A 17,072-nucleotide genomic window follows, 5' to 3' on the forward strand; every position below is an offset into this window, starting at 1 on the left:
CGTTAACCTGTGAGCGCCCCCGACCTAAGGGGTGCGGCGCAGTTGGCCCGGCTCCACCACTGCACTGCTGCCGATGCCGCGAGGGTCGCTGGCGGCTTCTACCCGCTTGCCCGACTTGTCCCAGAACAGCACCTGCTGGTTGCCGTAGCTGCGCTGCAGGGCCTTGAGTTGATGGCCGCGGGCGCGCAGGGCGGCGATCTGCGCCGGGCTGAAGGTGTTCGGTTCGTACTCGATCAGGTCCGGGCGGTATTGATGGTGATAGCGGGCGACGCTCGGCCAGCGGGCAATCGGCTGGCCGTCGAAGTACTCGAGCATCGCCAGCAGCACCATGCTCGGGATGCGGCTGCCGCCCGGGGTGCCAAAGCTGGCGAACTCGCCGGGGCTTTCGATAAAGCTCGGGCTCATGCTCGACAGCGGGCGCTTGCCGGCGGCGATGGCATTGGCCGGGCTGCCGGTCAGGCCGTAGGCGTTGGCGCCCTGGACATCGGCGGCGAAGTCGTCCATTTCGTCGTTGAGCAGCACGCCGGTGCCGGGCGCGATAAAGGCGGCGCCAAACGGCAGATTGATCGACAGGGTGGCGGCCACTGCGTTGCCGGCGGCATCGAGCACCGAGAAGTGGGTGGTATGGTCGCCTTCGTGCCAGCCACCCGCAGGTGGCAGGCTGTCGCTGGGCGTGGCGTTATCCGGATCGATGCTGTCGGCCAGTCGTTTGATGTAGCTCGGCGCGAGCAACTGCTGCTGCGGATTGGCGACGAAGTCCGGGTCGCCGAGCAGGCCGCGATCGCGGTAGGCACGGCGCAGCGTTTCGACGACAAAATGGGTGCGCTGCGCCGGTTCGGCCTGGCGCCATGGCAGTTGCTGCAAAATCAGCAGGCTCTGCGCTAGGGCCAGGCCCCCCGCCGACGGTGGCGGCGCACTGATCAGTTCGCGACCGTCAGCCAGGGCCACGCGCAAGGGCTGGCGTTCGACGATCCGGTACTCGGCCAGGTCGCGCAACGACCAGATGCCGCCGGCAGCGCGTACGCCATTGACCAGCTTCTCGGCGACATCGCCGGCGTAGAAGCCGGCATGGCCGTCGTGGGCCAGACGTTCCAGGGTCGTGGCCAGCTCCGGCTGACGCAGCAGGGCGAACTCTGCGGGGATTTCGTGTTCATCGTCGAGAAAGATCCGCGCGCTTTGCGGGTCGTCACGCAGGGCGGCCAGGCGCCAGCTCGCCCGTTCGCGGTAGACCCTGTCGATGCTGACGCCGTCGCGGGCCAGGCGAATCGCCGGGGCCAGGGAGTCGTGCAACGGCAGGCGGCCGAAGCGTTCAGCCAGCACGACCAAGGCGGCGGGCAATCCGGGAATGGCGGCGGCCAGCGGGCCGTTGAGCGACAGCGCTTTCTGCACCTCGCCGTCGCGCCGGTAGAGGTCGGGGTGGGCGGCCAGTGGCGCGCGTTCGCGGGCGTCGAGAAAACGATAGCTGGGTTGTTCGCCGGCTGTGCGCAGCAGAAAGAAACCGCCGCCGCCCAGGCCCGAGCTGTAAGGTTCGACCACCGCCAGGGCAGCGCTGATGGCGACCGCCGCATCGAAGGCATTGCCGCCCAGGGCCAGGGTTTCCAGGCCGGCAACGGTGGCGGCGGGGTGGGCGCTGGCGATGGCCGCGCGTCCGGGCTGTTCGGCCGCCTGCAGGCCCAGGGCGAGCAGCAGCAACAGCGAACTGGCGAACAGGCGCCAGGGCAGGGTGCCGCGATTCAGGCGGCGCATGGCGTCAAGCCTTGCCAGTAATGATCAGGTACTTCTCCATCAGCTCGTCCTTGCTCTCGACGTGGTTCTCGTCGAGCGGGATGCAGTCCACGGGGCAGACTTGCTGGCACTGCGGCTCGTCGTAGTGGCCGACGCATTCGGTGCACAGGTTGGGGTCGATCACGTAGATCTCTTCACCCTGGGAGATCGCGCCATTCGGGCACTCGGGTTCGCAGACGTCGCAGTTGATGCAGTCGTCGGTGATGATCAGGGACATGGAATAAACGCTCCTGTCGCCGCCGCTGGCGACGACACTCTCAAACAACAATAGGCAGATAACGATGGGCGAATTGTGCCGGATTGTTGGGGCGGGCGCCACGTGTGGGCGCGGGTCGGGAACAGGTCATCTGGGCTGTATGAGCAGGCCATGCCTGCGAACCGGCGCTGCCCGCATTACCGGTCGCACGCATGGCCTGCTCCTACAAGGGTGGTCGCTCAGTGTTTGAAGCGCTCGTGCAGGGCATCGGCCACGGCCGGGTGGACGAATTTGCAGATATCACCGCCGAGCGCGGCGATCTCGCGCACCAGGGTCGAGGAGATGTAGGAGTATTTTTCCGACGGAGTGAGGAACAGGCTTTCCACATCCGGCGCCAGTTGACGGTTCATGTTGGCCAGCTGGAACTCGTATTCGAAGTCCGAGACCGCACGCAGGCCGCGCAGAAACACATTGGCGCCCTGTTCCTGGGCGAAGTGCGCGAGCAGGGTGGAGAAGCCGACCACTTCGACATTCGGCAGGTGCTTGGTCACTTCGCGGGCCAGTGCCACCCGTTGCTCGAGGGGGAACAGCGGGTTTTTCTTCGGGCTGGCGGCCACCGCAATGATGACGCTGTCGAACAGGCGCGCGGCGCGTTCGACCAGATCGCCATGGCCCTTGGTGATGGGGTCGAAGGTGCCTGGGTATAACACTCGATTCATCGTGACGTCCTGGCGGATCCGTAAGGGAGTCGGATGGTAGCGCAGCGATGCACTGCGGCCAAGTCAGGCGTGTGCCACACGCGCCCGGCGAGACCCGCGAATGCCCGGCCATCAGGCGTGCCTGAGGCGCTCGGCCAGTTGGGTCGCCAGCTGCGCGGTCAGGCCGTAGATCGACAATTGCGGGTTGGCGCCGATGCTGGTGGGGAACAGCGAGCCGTCGTGGATCGACAGGTTGGTCAGCTGGTGATGCCGGCCGAGGCTGTCGGTGACCGCCTGGCGCGGGTCTTCGCCCATGGCGCAACCGCCCATGACATGGGCGCTGCCCAGGCGGGTGCGGTAAATTTCCAGGCTCAAGTTGTCGATCAGGCGCCTGGCTTCGTCCAAGGTCTTCACGTAGCCGGCGTCGGCATGCAGCGGTAATACCGCCTTGGCGCCGGCGGCAAACTGGATCTCGGCCATGCTGTGAAAGGCGCGGCGCACGCCATCCCAGCTGTAATCGGTCATTCGATAGTCCAGTACCGGGCTGCCGTCGTTACGCAACTCGACAGTGCCTTCGGCGCTGTCCGGGTGAAAGCCGTCGCGCAGCAGGGCCAGCATCACGTTGGTGTTGGGCAACTGCTCCATGCGCAGGGCATTGTCGATGCCGAAACGGCCGAGCAGGGTGGCGGTCAGCGCCGGTTGCAGCGGCGGCACTTCCAGCTTGTAGGAGAGCCGGCCGGCCGTGCCGTCATCCCACTGGAAGTGATCGGAGTAGATCGATTGCGGCGCGCCGTAGAAGGGATTGATCACCTGTTCGAATAGCGCCGCGGAGAAGTTCACCAGGTGCAGGAAGGTGCGCTTGCCGGTGCGCTGGTGTGGGTCCGGCGCCTTGGAACGCAAGAGAATGCCCGGCGTATTGATGCCGCCGCCGGCCAAGACATAGTGCTTGGCCTTGACCCTGATCTTGCGCCCGTTCGGCGCTACGCTGCGTGCATCCATGCCCAGGCACTCGATGCCGCTGACCCGCTCGCCGTCGAGCAGCAGACGCTCGGCGCGCGCCAGATAGAGCAGCTCGCCGCCTTTGTCCAAGGTCGCCGGGATGGTGGTGACCAGCATCGACTGCTTGGCGTTGGTCGGACAGCCAAGGCCGCAGTAGCCGAGGTTCCAGCAGCCGCGCACGTTGCGCGGAATCACGTGCCACTGGTAGCCGAGTTTTTCGCAACCGCTGCGGATCACTTGGTTGTTGGCGTTGGGTGGCATGGCCCAGGGTGCGACGCCCAGGCGCTGCTCCATCCGCTCGAACCAGGGCGCCATCTCGGCCGCGCTATGGCCGATCACACCGTGCTCCCTGGCCCAGTGCTGCAGGGTCGGGTCGGGGGTGCGGAAGCTCGAGGTCCAGTTGATCAGGGTGGTACCGCCTACTGCGCGGCCCTGCATGATGGTGATGGCGCCATCCTTGCTCATGCGGCCGATGCCTTCCTGGTAGAGGCTGGCATAGGCCTCGGCCTCGAGCATCTTGAAGTCGTCGCTGGTCTTCAGCGGACCCTCCTCGATCAGCAGCACCTTGAAGCCGGCGGCGCTGAGGATCTCCGCCGTGGTGCCGCCGCCCGCGCCACTGCCGACGATGGCGACGTCGGCCTCGAGGGTCAGGTCGGCGTCCAGGCGCGAGCCATCATGGGTTTTCCAGCCGCGGGCCAGGCCTTGCTTGAACATGTCGGGTACGGGCATTGCGGATTCTCGTGTTGTTTTGACCCACTTTGGCGGCTCCGCGCTGAGGCGCGCGCCGCTCACTCCATTCTCCGGGCGTGCAGGGCTAGACGCTGGGCGGCCCGGGGTAGCCGCAATGGGCCCATGACTCGGCGCGGCTGTACCAGCTCATCAGCACCAGTTGCAGCAGGGAGGCATGGCCCATCTGCAGCAGGCCGATGGAGCTGTTCTGCCAGCGTTCGAGAAAGGCCCGCACCTCGCCGGCCGAGGCCTTCTGCCAGCTGCCCCAGACCCCGGTCAGTGGGCCGCGGGTCAGTGGCATGGCCAGCACGTCGAACAGTTGCACGGTCAGCCCCCGCAGTTCGGGCGACAGGTGGTTGAGGCTGTAGTCGAGGCTTTCGAGGGTGCCGCTGACGGCCTGGGCCATCCTCGCCGGCACCACTGCGCCGTCCAGCATCGCCGGGATCAAGGCCTGGAGGAAGGGCAGGTCGGATTCGCGGATCACCCTAAAGCCGGCCTTGGGCGTGCTGGCCGAACAGCCGCTGAGGCTGGCAGTCAGCCCGGCAGTGGCGAGCAGGGCCGAGCCCAGCAGGCCGACTTTCAGCAGCTTGCGGCGGGATAGGTGCGGCGCATCAATCGCGGTGTTGTGCATTATTGTTATCACCTGGATCGGCTTCGTAGGAGCGGGGTACCGAGTGCCATGCCCACTGCAACTGGCCATGCAAAAACATCGCGGGCTTGGCCCGCGCCTACAGGGGGTTAGCGCACGAACAGTTTGTAGACCAGCTTGTGCAGCGTCTTGCCATAGGGTGGATAGATCAGCTTGGCGGCATTGAGGCGCTGCTTGGTCAGCACGCCCTTGGCCTTGCTGAAGGTCAGGAAGCCTTCGTGGCCGTGGTAGTGGCCCATGCCGGAGGGGCCGACGCCGCCGAAGGGCAGGTCGTCCTGGGCTACGTGCAGCAGGGTGTCGTTCAGGCACACGCCGCCGGAATGGGTCTCGTGCAGCACGCGCGTCTGCTCGGCCTTGTCGTAGCCGAAGTAGTAGAGCGCCAGTGGCCGGGGACGCTGGTTGACGTAGGCGAACGCCTGTTCGATGCCCTCGTAGGGGACGATCGGCAACAGCGGGCCGAAGATCTCGTCCTGCATGATTTTCATCTCGTCGCTGACGTTCAGCGCCAGGGTGTGCGGCATGCGCCGGCCCTGGGTGTCGGGGTACAGCGCCACCAGGGTCGCGCCCTTGCTCTGGGCATCGCTCAGGTAGCCGTTGAGGCGCTGCTGCTGGCGTTCGTTGATGATCGCGGTGTAGTCGGGGTTGTCCGCCAGCTGCGGGTAGAAGCCCAGTACCGCCTGGCGGTAGGCCTCGACGAAACCCTCCACGCGGTCTTTCGGCACCAGCACATAGTCCGGTGCCACGCAGGTCTGTCCGGCATTCATGGTCTTGCCGAAGGCGATACGTTCGGCGGCGTCGGCCAAGGGCACGTCGGCGGAGACGATGGCTGGCGATTTACCGCCCAGCTCCAGGGTCACCGGGGTCAGGTTCTCGGCAGCGGCGCGCATCACGTGCTTGCCGACGCTGGTGGCGCCGGTGAACAGCAGGTGGTCGAACGGCAACTTGGCGAATGCCATGCCGACTTCCGCCTCGCCCAGCGCCACGCTGACCAGGTCCTCGGGAAACACCTTGGCCAGCAGCTCCTTGATCAGTTGCGAGGTGGCCGGGGTCGACTCGCTCATCTTGATCATCACCCGGTTGCCGGCCGAGAGCGCACCAACCAGCGGGCCAATGGCCAGAAACAGCGGGTAATTCCAGGGCACGATGACGCCGACCACACCGAGCGGCTGGTAGATCACCTTGGCCGATGCGGGCATGAACTGCAGGCCGACGCTGCGCCGCGAGGGCTTCATCCACTTCTTGATGCGCTTGCTGGCGTAGTGGATGCCCTGCAGACTCGGCATCAGTTCGGCGATCAGGGTTTCGTCGGCCGAGCGGTTGCTGAAGTCCCGGGAAATCGCCTGGATCAGCGCCTCGCGTTCGCCGCTCAGCAGCTCGCTCAGGGCCTTGAGCCACTGCAGGCGTTGCTCGGCGGGCGGCATGGGGTTGGCCTGGAAGGCCGTGCGCTGCAGGGCGAAGCTGGTTTCCAGCTGGCTGATCTGGTCCTGGCTGTGTTGCAGGCTCTGCTCCAGGTAGGCGATGTCGGCGGCCATGGTTATTTCCTCGGCGTTGCAGCGTGCAGTCCCGTTCACCGTGCGGTGTGAGTGCTGCGAAAAGGTGTGCTGGATTTTTAGAGCAATTGCTCTAATCTGTCAAATCACCTGAGGGTTGAAGGCATGTCGGGCAGCCATTGGTCGATGGCCGGCTAACACCGCAGGCGCTTCAGCCTGTACCTTTGCCGGGCTTTTGAGTCGAGATCGAGCAGTCATGGCCATTCCACCGAAAACCCGCGAACGCATCCTTCAGGCCAGCCTTGAGCTGTTCAATGCCCAAGGCGAGCGCAGCGTCAGTACCAACCACATCGCCGCCCACCTGGGGATTTCGCCGGGTAACCTGTACTACCACTTCCGCAACAAGCAGGCGATCATCGCCGAGCTGTTCGGCCAGTATGAGCGCCACGTCGACGGCTTCCTGCGCCTGCCGCCCGACCGGCCCATGACCATCGACGACAAGACCTTCTACCTGGAGGCGCTGCTCGCGGCGATGTGGCACTACCGCTTCCTGCATCGCGATCTGGAGCATCTGCTCGACAGCGATGCCGAACTGGCCGAGCGCTACCGGTTGTTCGCCCAGCGCTGCCTGCAGGCTGCGCAAGGCATCTACCAGGGCTTCGTCGAGGCGGGCATCCTGCTGATGACTCCCGCGCAGATCGAGGCGCTGACGCTCAATGCCTGGATCATCATGACCTCCTGGGTGCGCTTCCTCTGCACCACCCGCAGCCAGCCTGGTGAGCTCAGCGAAGCACTGTTGCGCCGTGGCATCTATCAGGTGCTGGCGCTGGAGGGCGGCTATATCGCGCCGCAGGCGCAGGCGGCGGTGGATGCCCTGTACCTCAAATTGCATGTGCCGCTGGAGCAGGTGATCTGACTTGAAACTGGCGTAGGCGGGTCGGGCCGTGCGGGTTAGGGGCGTGGCGCCAAACTGTCGGTACATGCAAAACCTGTTGCGCGGTAACCCATCATCGAGGCGCTCCTGATTCCGCTCGGTGGGTTACGCGGCGCCCGGCAACCGTATCGCCCGCCTAGGTCGGTGCCCTGCGCCGCTAACCCACCCTACTGCAGCGTTTCCAGCCACTGCGGAATGCGTCGCTCCAGGTAGTAGCCTGGTCGCCGCGGCGAGCCGTCGATAAAGCCGACATGGCCGCCATGCGCATGCAGCTCGAACTGGGTGCTGGGCGACAACTCGTCGGCCTCCGGCAGGCTGTGACGGAACACGAAGGGGTCGTCGGCGGCCTGGATGATCAGCGTCGGGGTGGCGATGCCGCTGAGGAAGTAGCGGCTGGAGGAACGCTTGTAGTAGTCCTGGGCATCGCTGAACCCATGCAGCGGTGCGGTGATGCGCCCGTCGAAGTCCCAGAAGGTGCGCATGCCCTCCAGCGCGCCGAGGTTGTCCAGGGTGGACAGGCGATCGGCCATGCCCTGGTGGGCGAACAGGCGCTGCTTGGTCTTCACGTAGGCGACCATCTCGTTCATGAAGTGCGCCTGGTAGATCCGCGAGAAGCCCAGGCCGAGGCGATCCGCGCATTGATCCAGGCGAAACGGCACCGACACCGCGGCGGCGCCTTGTACCTGGCTGTCGCCGCCGGTTTCGCCGAGGTACTTGAGCAGCACGTTGCCGCCCAGCGAATAACCGACGACATACAGCGGCGTCATCGGCCGTAGTGCGCGCAGGTGGCTGATCGTCTCGGCCAGGTCGTCGCTGGCGCCGGAGTGGTAGCCGCGCGCCAGCAGGTTGGGTTCGCCCGAGCAGCCGCGCCAGTTCAGCGCCGCGCTGGCCCAGCCGCGCGCCGCCAGGGATTGCTGCAGGCCGAGCACGTAGTGCGAGCTGGATGAGCCGGTCAGGCCGTGCAGCACCAGCACCAGCGGCGCCTCGGCGGCATGCGGGCCGTGCCAGTCGAGGTCGAGAAAGTCGCCGTCCTCCAGCCACAGGCGTTCACGCCGGCGCTGCAGCTGTGGCGGCTTGCGGCACAGCGGGTTCCACAGGGTCTGCAGGTGCGGACCGGGTAGCCACCAGGCGGCTTTGAAGCTCGGACTCATAGGTTCATTCACGACCATCGACAGCATGTTGACCTGCAGGATCTGGTTAGGCGTCAGCCACCCTGGGCGCTACGCTGCCAGAGCGCGTAATACACCTGGCCGGCCTTCTGTTCACGGTGCTGGCGCCAGTTGCCGGGCAGGCCGAGGGTCGAGGGCGGGTTTTCGCTTTCGGTGTAGATCCAGGCATCCGCGGCGAGCCAGCCGTGCTGCTCCAGCAGGTTGCAGGCTGGCAGGAGCAAGTTCTGGCTGAACGGCGGGTCGAGAAACACCAGGTCGAACGGCGTGGCGGCCTGGGTCTGCAGGTAAACCAGGGCATCGCTTTGCAGCAACTGGCCGTTCTCGCAGTTCAGGGTCTGCAGGTGGCCGCGCAGGCCGGCGATGGCACTGGGGTTGCTATCCAGTGCCAGGGCGCTGCCGGCGCCGCGTGACAGCGCTTCGAGAAACAGCGCGCCGCTGCCGGCGAACAGGTCGAGCACGCTGGCGCCTTCGACGTAGGGCGCCAGCCAGTTGAACAGGGTTTCGCGCACGCGATTGGGGGTGGGGCGCAGGCCGGCGGCCATGGGGAAGCTGAATTGGCGCGAACGCCATTGCCCGCCAATGATCCGCAGTTGGCCATCGCCGCCATGGGCGGTTGCCGCTTTGCTTGGCTTGCGCATTAGTGCTCCGGTACGGCAGAGGGTTGTTCGACGGGGTTGTCAGTAGGTGGCGGCAGTTCTTTCTGTTCGACGGTGGGGCCTGCGGTGACGATCACCAGCGCCTCGGGGTCGAGGTGCTTGGCCATGGCCGCCTTGACCTGCTCGGCAGTGAGGGCCTGGATCTGGCGCATGAAATCTTCCAGATGGCTCAGCGGCAGGTCGTAAAAACCCATGGAGCCGAGCTGGCCGACGATCGCGGCGTTGCTCGCGGTGGACAGCGGGAAACTGCCGGCCAGCTCACGCTTGGCGTTGTCCAGTTCCTCCTGGCTCGGGCCACTGGCCAGGTAGTCGCGCAGCAGATCCTTGACCAGTTGCAGGGTGCCGGCGCTGAGTTCGGCGCGGGTTTGCAGGCTGATCATGAAGGGGCCGCGGGCCTGCATGGCGCTGAAACCGGAGGAGATGCCGTAGGTCAGGCCGCGCTTTTCACGGACCTCGGTCATCAGTCGGGTGCCAAAGCCACCGCCACCGAAAATCTGGTTACCCAGATAGAGTGCGGCGTAGTCCGGGTCGCGGCGGTCGATGCCGAGCAGGGCGATCATCAGGTGGGTCTGATTGGACGGGAACTCGATATGGCTCAGGCCTGCATGCGGCACTGTCGGCTGGGCAATCAGTGGCAGGGCCGGGCCCTGCGGCAATGCGGCGGAAACCTTAGCGGTGAGTGTTTCGGCCTCTTCACGGGAGAGGTCGCCAACCAGCGCGATTACGGCGTTGCCGGCGGCATAGGCCTTGGCATGAAAGGCCTGCAGCTGCTCGCGGCTAATCGCCGGAACCGACTCTTCGTTGCCTTCGCTGGGGTGGGCATAGGGGTGCTCGCCGTAGAGCCGCTCGAACAGCTTCAAGCTGGCGAGCTTGCCGGGGTTCTGCTTCTGGTATTCGAAGCCGGCCTGCAGCTGGTTCTTGATCCGCGCCAGGCCGTCTTCGGGGAAGGTCGGCTGGCCGATCACCTGATTGAACAGTTGCAGGGCCGGCTCGCGCTTGTCCACGGCGCTCAGGCTGCGCAGACTGACCACCGCCATGTCGCGGTAGGAACCGTTGCCGAACTCGGCGCCGAGGTTTTCGAAGCTGGCGGCGATGGCGCCGACGTCTTTGCCCGGCACGCCTTCGTTGAGCATGGCGTTGGTCAGCATCGCCACCCCTGGCACGCCGTCATCCTGGCTGCTGCCGGCGGCGAAGGTCAGGCGCAGGTCGAACATCGGCAACTCGCGCGCCTCGACGAACAGCACCTTGGCGCCCTCGGCGGTTTGCCAGGTCTGGATCTCCAGGTTGCGCCGGCTCGGTGCCTGGCCGTTGAGTTCGGCGAGGGATTCGATGGTCGTCGACGGGACGGGGTCGGCCGGCTCGCGGGTTTTCCCGGGGCGATTGTCCACCAGCACGAGAATCGCCAGCAACGCCAGTACCGCCAGGCCGAGCAGGCCGTAGCGCAAACCATTGCGCTTACTCATCATGCTTCTCCTCGGGTAGAACATGGGCGACGCTCATGCGGTCGCGGGTAAAGAAGGTTTTCGCCGCGCTCTGGATATCGGCCGGGGTGACCGCTTCCAACTCGGCTAGTTCCTGGTCCATCAGGGTCCAGGACAGGCCGACGGTCTCCAGTCGGCCGATGGCGGTGGCCTGGCTGGTGATCGAGTCGCGCTCGAAGACCAGTCCGGCAATGACCTGGGCGCGCACGCGGGCCAGCTCCTCGGCGGAAGGTGGGTTCTGCTGCAGATCCAGCAGCTCGCGCCACAGGCCGGCTTCGGCTTGCGCCAGGGTCTTGCCGGTTTGCACATTGGGCGTGGCGGACAGCACGAACAGGCTATCGCCGCGCGGGTGCGAGTCGTACCAGGCGGAGGCCCCGGAAACCAGCTCCTCGCCGCGCTCCAGGCGCGTCGGCAGGCGGGCGCTGTAGCCGCCATCGAGCAGGGTCGCGATCAGGCGCAAGGCGTGCACCTGCCTCGGGTTTTCGGCGGTGGCCAGGCCCGGTACGTTGAAGCCCAGCATCAGGCTCGGCAACTGGGTTTTCAGGTGCAGGGTGATACGCCGCTCGCCCGGTGCGGCCAGTTCCCGGGGTATTTTCGCCGAGGGCACCGCGCGTGCCGGGATGTTGCCGAAATAGCGTTCGGCCAACACCTTGACCTCGCTGGCGCTGACATCGCCGACCACCACCAGGGTGGCGTTATTCGGTACGTACCAGGCTTCATACCAGGCGCGCAGCTCCTCGACGCTCATGCGCTCGAGGTCGGCCATCCAGCCGATGGTCGGGGTGTGGTAACCGCTGGCGGGGTAGGCCATGGCCTTGAACCGTTCGTAAGCCAGCGAGCCGGGCTTGTCGTCGGTGCGCAGGCGCCGCTCCTCCTTGATCACCTCGATCTCGCGGGCGAATTCATCGGCCGGCAGCTTGAGGCTGGCCAGGCGATCGGCTTCCAGTTCCAGGGCCACACTCAGGCGATCGCGCGCCAGTACCTGGTAATAAGCGGTGTAATCGTCGCTGGTAAAGGCATTTTCCTCGGCGCCCAGTTCGCGCAGGATGAGTGAGGCTTCGCCGGGGCCGAGCTTGCGGCTGCCCTTGAACATCATGTGCTCAAGGGCATGGGACAGGCCGGTCTGGCCGGGCGTCTCGTAGCTGGAGCCGACCTTGTACCAGAGCTGGGACACCACCACCGGGGCGCGGTGATCCTCGCGGACGATGACCTTGAGACCATTGTCCAGGCTGAATTCGTGGGTTGGCTGTGCGGCGGCGGCCAAGGCCGCCGGCGGCATGCAGAGCGCAGCGAGGAGCAAGGCGGCGGCGCGTTGGACTGTCATCTTCATCAATTGTCGACCTGTCGGACGGACCCGCTTGGACTTAGCGTCGGCGGGCGCGGAGGTGCTAGGATACGCATCCGTTTTACTGGCGGCCACGTCTGGTATGTGGTCTGAATATTACTGTGCGGTTTCTTCAGCTTTTTTCCACCGCGCAGGCAATGTCGTAGACCCGCCCACAGGCGCGTCGCACCTTTGAGATAGCCGTCCTCCATGTTTGGTTCCAACGACGACAAGAAGACCCCCGCACCCAGCGCTACGCCGCCTGTGCCGCCATCTGCCGAGAAACCGGCGGAGAAGAAGGACCTGTTCGGCTGGTTGCGCAAGAAACCGCAAGAGCCTGCCAGCAGTCCGGCTCCGGCTGCCCCTGAACCGCTGCCTGCACCTGCGCCGCCAGCGCCAGCTGCCGAGACCGCTGCGCCAGCGGTCGAACCGGTTGCGCCGCCGACCAGTGCCGAGCCCGCTATGACGCCGACGCCGACGCCGACGCCGACGCCGACGCCGACGCCGACGGAGTCTGTGGCCGAGCCGGTGCAGGCGCCGCGACCTTCGCGGTTCCGCATCAATGCCGGCAGTGAAGTCCTGCATCCCGTGGTGCACCAGCCGGTAGTTGAGCCTGAGCCGCCGCTGCCGGTTGCGCCGATCATGCAGCCGCCTGCGCTCGCCGAGGCCCTGCTCGAACAGAACAAGCCGGGCGATAACCAGGGTGGCTGGTTCGCCCGCCTCAAGCTGGGCCTGTCGAAGACCAGTGCCAGCCTGGGCGAGGGCATGGCCAGCCTGTTCCTCGGCAAGAAGGCGATCGATGACGAGCTGCTCGAGGAAATCGAGACCCGCCTGCTGACCGCCGACGTCGGTGTCGAAGCCACCAACCTGATTATCCAGAGCCTGACCCAGAAGGTCGCGCGCAAGCAGTTGACCGACAGCGGCGCCTTGTACCAGGCGTTGCAGGACGAGCTGACGGCGCTGCTCAAGCCGGTCGAGCAGCCGCTGCGCGTGGATCAGACCAAGCAGCCCTATGTGATTCTGGTGGTGGGCGTGAATGGCGCCGGCAAGACCACCACCATCGGCAAGCTGGCGAAAAAACTCCAGCAGGACGGCAAGAAGGTCATGCTGGCCGCTGGCGACACCTTCCGTGCCGCCGCCGTTGAGCAGTTGCAGGTGTGGGGTGAGCGCAACAGTATCCCGGTGATCGCCCAGCACACCGGGGCCGACTCGGCATCGGTGATCTTCGATGCGGTGCAGGCCGCCAAGTCGCGCGGCATGGATGTGCTGATCGCCGATACGGCCGGACGTCTGCACACCAAAGACAACCTGATGGAAGAGTTGAAGAAGGTCCGTCGGGTGATCGGCAAGCTGGATGACACGGCGCCCCATGAGGTGCTGCTGGTGCTGGATGCCGGCACCGGGCAGAACGCGATCAATCAGACCAAGCAGTTCAACCAGACCGTGAACCTCACCGGACTGGTCCTGACCAAGCTGGACGGCACCGCCAAGGGCGGGGTGATCTTCGCGCTGGCCAAGCAGTTCGGTCTGCCGATTCGCTATATTGGCGTCGGCGAAGGTATCGACGACCTGCGTACCTTCGAGGCCAACTCTTTTGTCCAGGCGCTGTTCCAGTCGCGGGAATCGTAATGATCAAGTTCGAGCAGGTCGGTAAGCGTTACCCCAACGGTCACGTCGGGCTGCACGAGCTGAGCTTTCGCGTGCGCCGCGGCGAGTTTCTCTTCGTCACCGGCCACTCCGGCGCCGGCAAAAGCACCCTGCTGCGCCTGCTGCTGGCGATGGAGCGGCCGACCACCGGCAAGCTGCTGCTGGCCGGGCAGGACCTGGGACAGATTACCAACGCCCAGATCCCCTATCTGCGCCGGCAGATCGGCGTGGTGTTCCAGAACCACCAGCTGCTGTTCGACCGCAGCGTGTTCGACAACGTCGCCCTGCCGCTGCAGATCCTCGGCCTGTCCAAGCCGGAGATCAGTAAGCGCGTCGGTGCGGCGCTCGAGCGCGTTTCGCTGGCGGACAAGGCCGAGCAGTTTCCCGGCGAGCTGTCCACCGGCCAGCAGCAACGCGTCGGGATTGCCCGCGCGATCGTGCATCGGCCGGCCCTGCTGCTCGCCGACGAGCCGACCGGCAACCTCGACCCGCGCCTGGCGGCGGAGATCATGGGCGTGTTCGAGGACATCAACCGCCTCGGCACCAGCGTGCTGATTGCCAGTCATGACCTGGCGCTGATCGCGCGCATGCGCCATCGCATGCTGACCCTGCAACGCGGTCGCCTGATCGGCGATGGGGAGGCCGTCTGATGAGCGCCACCCGCATGCCACCCCCGCAGCCGGCGCAACGCGTTGGCGCCGCGCCGAAAAAGCACGAATCGAACACTCCGGGCGATGACCCTGATTTTCGCAGCCAGCTCACCGCCTGGCTGGAAAGCCACCGCGCCAGCCTGGTCGACAGCCTGCGCCGCCTGACCAAGCAGCCGATCGGCAGCTTCTTCACCTGCCTGGTGATGGCCGTGGCCCTGAGCCTGCCGATGGGCCTGGCCCTGTTGCTGGACAACGTCGAGCGCCTCGGCGGCTCCTGGCAGCGCGCCGCGCAGATATCCCTGTTCCTCCAGGTCGATGCGAGCGAGGCCGAAGGCCAGGCGCTGCGCGAACAGATTGCGGCGATGGACGATGTTGCCGCGGCCGACTGGATCAGTCGCGAGCAGGCCTTGCAGGAGTTTCAGCAGCAATCCGGGCTGGGCGAGGCACTCAAGGAATTGCCGGAAAACCCGTTGCCGGGCGTGGTGCTGGTAACCCCCCGGGAAGTCGACAAGGTCACCCTGGAGGCCCTGCGTCTGCGTCTGGCCGACTTGCCCAGGGTCGAGCAGGCGCAGCTCGATCTGGTCTGGGTCGAGCGGCTGACGGCGATTCTCAGCCTGGGCGATCGCTTCGTCTTCGGCCTGACCCTGTTGCTGGTGATGGCCTTGTTGCTGGTGATCGGTAATACCATTCGCCTGCACATCGAGAACCGGCGTACCGAGATCGAAGTGATCAAACTGGTCGGCGGCACTGACAGTTATGTGCGCCGGCCCTTTCTTTATATGGGCGCGCTCTATGGCCTGGGTGCCGGGCTGTTGGCCTGGCTGGTGCTGGCCTATGGCCTGGGCTGGCTGAACGACGCGGTGATTCGCCTGGCCGGGCTGTACGGCAGCGACTTCGCCCTGGCGGGCGTGCCGGCAGGCGACGGCCTGTCATTGCTGCTCGGCGCAGTGCTGCTAGGCTATATCGGCGCCTGGCTGGCGGTCGCCCGGCACCTGAACGAATTGCAACCTAGATAGGTAAGTTATTGTTTTCGTTGATATTGACTATGTGTAAGGGAACTTGTAGAAGCGTTCCTAGTCTTAGTGCTCAGTGCTACACTGCGTTCGATTCGTGAGTCGGAGGATCCACATGTCCACTTCTTTGCAACCTGTTCATGCTTTAGTCCCGGGTGCCAACCTGGAGGCTTACGTGCATGCGGTCAACTGCATACCGCTGTTGACCCCTGAGCAGGAGCGCGAGCTGGCCGAGAGTCTCTACTACCAGCAGGACCTCGAAGCCGCTCGGCAAATGGTGCTCGCCCACCTGCGCTTTGTCGTGCATATCGCGCGCAGTTATTCCGGTTATGGCCTGGCCCAGGCCGACCTGATCCAGGAAGGCAACGTCGGCCTGATGAAGGCGGTCAAGCGCTTCAACCCGGAAATGGGTGTGCGCCTGGTGTCGTTCGCCGTGCACTGGATTCGTGCCGAGATCCATGAGTTCATCCTGCGCAACTGGCGCATCGTCAAAGTCGCCACCACCAAGGCGCAGCGCAAATTGTTCTTCAACCTGCGTAGCCAGAAGAAGCGTCTGGCCTGGTTGAACAACGAGGAAGTGCACGCGGTAGCGGAAAGCCTGGGCGTCGAGCCGCGCGAAGTGCGCGAGATGGAAAGCCGTCTGACTGGCCATGACATGGCCTTCGATCCGGCCACCGAGGCCGACGATGAAAGCGCGTTTTACTCGCCGGCCCAGTACCTGGAAGATCACCGCTACGATCCGGCGCGCCAGCTCGAGGCCGCGGACTGGAGCGACAGCTCTGCCGCCAACCTGCATGAGGCCCTCGACGGGCTCGATGAGCGCAGTCGCGACATCCTCTATCAGCGCTGGCTGGCCGAGGAGAAAGCCACGCTGCACGAGCTGGCCGCCAAGTACAATGTCTCCGCCGAGCGTATCCGCCAGCTGGAGAAAAGCGCCATGAACAAGCTCAAGGGCTCGATCGCGGCCTAGTGGCTGCCTTGCCCGAACCAGCCGCACCCTCGTGCGGCTTTTTTTCGTCTGGAGAATGCGTATGAAGATGCCGCCCCTGCGCGTGCAGCATGGCTTGATCTTTGTTGTCGTCGCCCTGCTGTTCTTCGCCTGGGGCGCCTGGCTTATGCGACCGCAACCTGCGGCGGCGCCGCTGCCTTGGTTGGCCGAGTGGCAGGCCGCCGTACTCGAGCCCTTGGCCGATGACCGCCTGAGTCTGGCGATGTTGAGAGTTCAGGCCGATGGCGAGCTGTGGCTGCAGCCGCCTCGCCTGCTCTATCGTGCGGACTGGCAGGCGAGTGGCACGCCCTGGACGCTGGAAGCCGAGCTCGGCCTGAGCGAGGCCGAGCGCGACAGCCTGATGGCCGCGGTGGGGGTGGGCGTACGCGACGCGGAGCAGCCACTCAGCAAACAACTATTGGCCGAGTTGGGCACGCATGCCGTCGTGGCTCTGAGCCTCAAGCCGCAGCAGGCCGTGGCCGCCGAGCAGCTGGTCAGTAGCATCGGCCAACCGCGCCTGCGGCTGGAGTTGGGCGCAGGCCAGGCCTGGGTCTATCCCGAGGCGGGCCTGACGGCCCATACCGAAGACGATCAACTGCAGCTGCTGCGTGTGGTGCCACGTGATGCGCTGCATCAGCGCCAGCGTAATCCGTAGTTTCCACGC

Annotated in this window: 16 protein-coding genes; 6 read left to right on the forward strand and 10 right to left on the reverse strand. The window is 65.5% G+C overall.

Going from position 1 to position 17,072, the window contains the following annotated elements; translation table 11 throughout:
* Nucleotides 1-24 precede the first annotated feature (24 nt).
* The 6 genes from ggt to PH586_RS20780 form a co-directional block, all read right to left on the reverse strand.
* Nucleotides 25-1,746 carry a gamma-glutamyltransferase gene (gene ggt, locus PH586_RS20755; protein ID WP_271349705.1) on the reverse strand — a complete coding sequence of 574 codons (1,722 nt, stop codon included), beginning with the start codon at nt 1,744-1,746 and terminating at the stop codon, nt 25-27.
* 4 nt (nt 1,747-1,750) lie between these two features.
* Nucleotides 1,751-2,002 (reverse strand): YfhL family 4Fe-4S dicluster ferredoxin, encoded by a 252-nt coding sequence (locus tag PH586_RS20760; protein ID WP_025163485.1) that lies wholly within the window; start codon nt 2,000-2,002, stop codon nt 1,751-1,753.
* Between the two features lie 218 nt (nt 2,003-2,220).
* Nucleotides 2,221-2,700, reverse strand: a complete 480-nt coding sequence (coaD, locus tag PH586_RS20765; protein WP_238040629.1) for a pantetheine-phosphate adenylyltransferase — start codon at nt 2,698-2,700, stop codon at nt 2,221-2,223.
* Nucleotides 2,701-2,811: 111 nt separating this feature from the next.
* A complete protein-coding gene (locus PH586_RS20770; RefSeq protein WP_271349706.1) occupies nt 2,812-4,407 on the reverse strand; it encodes a GMC family oxidoreductase in 1,596 nt (531 codons plus the stop codon).
* Nucleotides 4,408-4,492: 85 nt separating this feature from the next.
* On the reverse strand, nt 4,493-5,038 hold the full coding sequence (locus tag PH586_RS20775; RefSeq protein ID WP_271349707.1) for a twin-arginine translocation pathway signal protein: 546 nt from the start codon (nt 5,036-5,038) through the stop codon (nt 4,493-4,495).
* A gap of 107 nt (nt 5,039-5,145) precedes the next feature.
* A complete protein-coding gene (locus PH586_RS20780; protein WP_271349708.1) occupies nt 5,146-6,588 on the reverse strand; it encodes a coniferyl aldehyde dehydrogenase in 1,443 nt (480 codons plus the stop codon).
* 214 nt (nt 6,589-6,802) lie between these two features.
* Between PH586_RS20780 and PH586_RS20785 the strand changes: the two genes are divergently transcribed.
* Complete coding sequence (locus tag PH586_RS20785) at nt 6,803-7,462, forward strand: TetR/AcrR family transcriptional regulator (protein WP_271349709.1); 660 nt, start codon at nt 6,803-6,805, stop codon at nt 7,460-7,462.
* Nucleotides 7,463-7,647: 185 nt separating this feature from the next.
* Here PH586_RS20785 and PH586_RS20790 read toward each other — a convergent pair whose 3' ends face one another.
* Genes PH586_RS20790 through PH586_RS20805 form a run of 4 tightly spaced genes read right to left on the reverse strand, consistent with a single transcriptional unit; the run spans nt 7,648 to nt 12,110 of the window.
* The gene (locus PH586_RS20790) at nt 7,648-8,631 is read right to left on the reverse strand and encodes a hydrolase (protein ID WP_271349710.1); all 984 of its coding nucleotides are present in this window, start codon (nt 8,629-8,631) and stop codon (nt 7,648-7,650) included.
* A 53-nt stretch (nt 8,632-8,684) separates the two neighbouring features.
* Nucleotides 8,685-9,287 carry a 16S rRNA (guanine(966)-N(2))-methyltransferase RsmD gene (gene rsmD, locus PH586_RS20795; RefSeq protein WP_271349711.1) on the reverse strand — a complete coding sequence of 201 codons (603 nt, stop codon included), beginning with the start codon at nt 9,285-9,287 and terminating at the stop codon, nt 8,685-8,687.
* Complete coding sequence (locus PH586_RS20800) at nt 9,287-10,768, reverse strand: M16 family metallopeptidase (RefSeq protein WP_271349712.1); 1,482 nt, start codon at nt 10,766-10,768, stop codon at nt 9,287-9,289. Before PH586_RS20800 ends, rsmD begins: the two co-directional genes overlap by 1 nt.
* Entirely contained in the window at nt 10,761-12,110 is a 1,350-nt protein-coding gene (locus PH586_RS20805; protein ID WP_408637021.1) for a M16 family metallopeptidase, read from the reverse strand. Before PH586_RS20805 ends, PH586_RS20800 begins: the two co-directional genes overlap by 8 nt.
* 210 nt (nt 12,111-12,320) lie before the next feature.
* On the opposite strand from PH586_RS20805, the gene ftsY reads away from it, so the two are divergent.
* The 5 genes from ftsY (at nt 12,321) to PH586_RS20830 (ending at nt 17,063) form a co-directional block, all read left to right on the forward strand.
* Nucleotides 12,321-13,739, forward strand: coding sequence for a signal recognition particle-docking protein FtsY (gene ftsY, locus PH586_RS20810; RefSeq protein WP_271349714.1), 1,419 nt, complete (start codon nt 12,321-12,323; stop codon nt 13,737-13,739).
* Nucleotides 13,739-14,407 (forward strand): cell division ATP-binding protein FtsE, encoded by a 669-nt coding sequence (gene ftsE / locus PH586_RS20815; protein ID WP_271349715.1) that lies wholly within the window; start codon nt 13,739-13,741, stop codon nt 14,405-14,407. Before ftsY ends, ftsE begins: the two co-directional genes overlap by 1 nt.
* The gene (ftsX, locus tag PH586_RS20820; protein WP_271349716.1) at nt 14,407-15,423 is read left to right on the forward strand and encodes a permease-like cell division protein FtsX; all 1,017 of its coding nucleotides are present in this window, start codon (nt 14,407-14,409) and stop codon (nt 15,421-15,423) included. The genes ftsE and ftsX overlap by 1 nt, the downstream gene beginning before the upstream one ends.
* Before the next feature lie 112 nt (nt 15,424-15,535).
* Nucleotides 15,536-16,390: an RNA polymerase sigma factor RpoH gene (gene rpoH / locus PH586_RS20825; RefSeq protein WP_271349717.1), complete on the forward strand. Its 855-nt coding sequence runs from the start codon at nt 15,536-15,538 to the stop codon at nt 16,388-16,390.
* Between the two features lie 61 nt (nt 16,391-16,451).
* On the forward strand, nt 16,452-17,063 hold the full coding sequence (locus tag PH586_RS20830) for a hypothetical protein (RefSeq protein ID WP_271349718.1): 612 nt from the start codon (nt 16,452-16,454) through the stop codon (nt 17,061-17,063).
* Nucleotides 17,064-17,072 lie beyond the last annotated feature (9 nt).

The sequence above is a fragment of the Pseudomonas aestuarii genome (assembly GCF_027988105.1).
GTDB classification, from domain to species: domain Bacteria; phylum Pseudomonadota; class Gammaproteobacteria; order Pseudomonadales; family Pseudomonadaceae; genus Aquipseudomonas; species Aquipseudomonas aestuarii.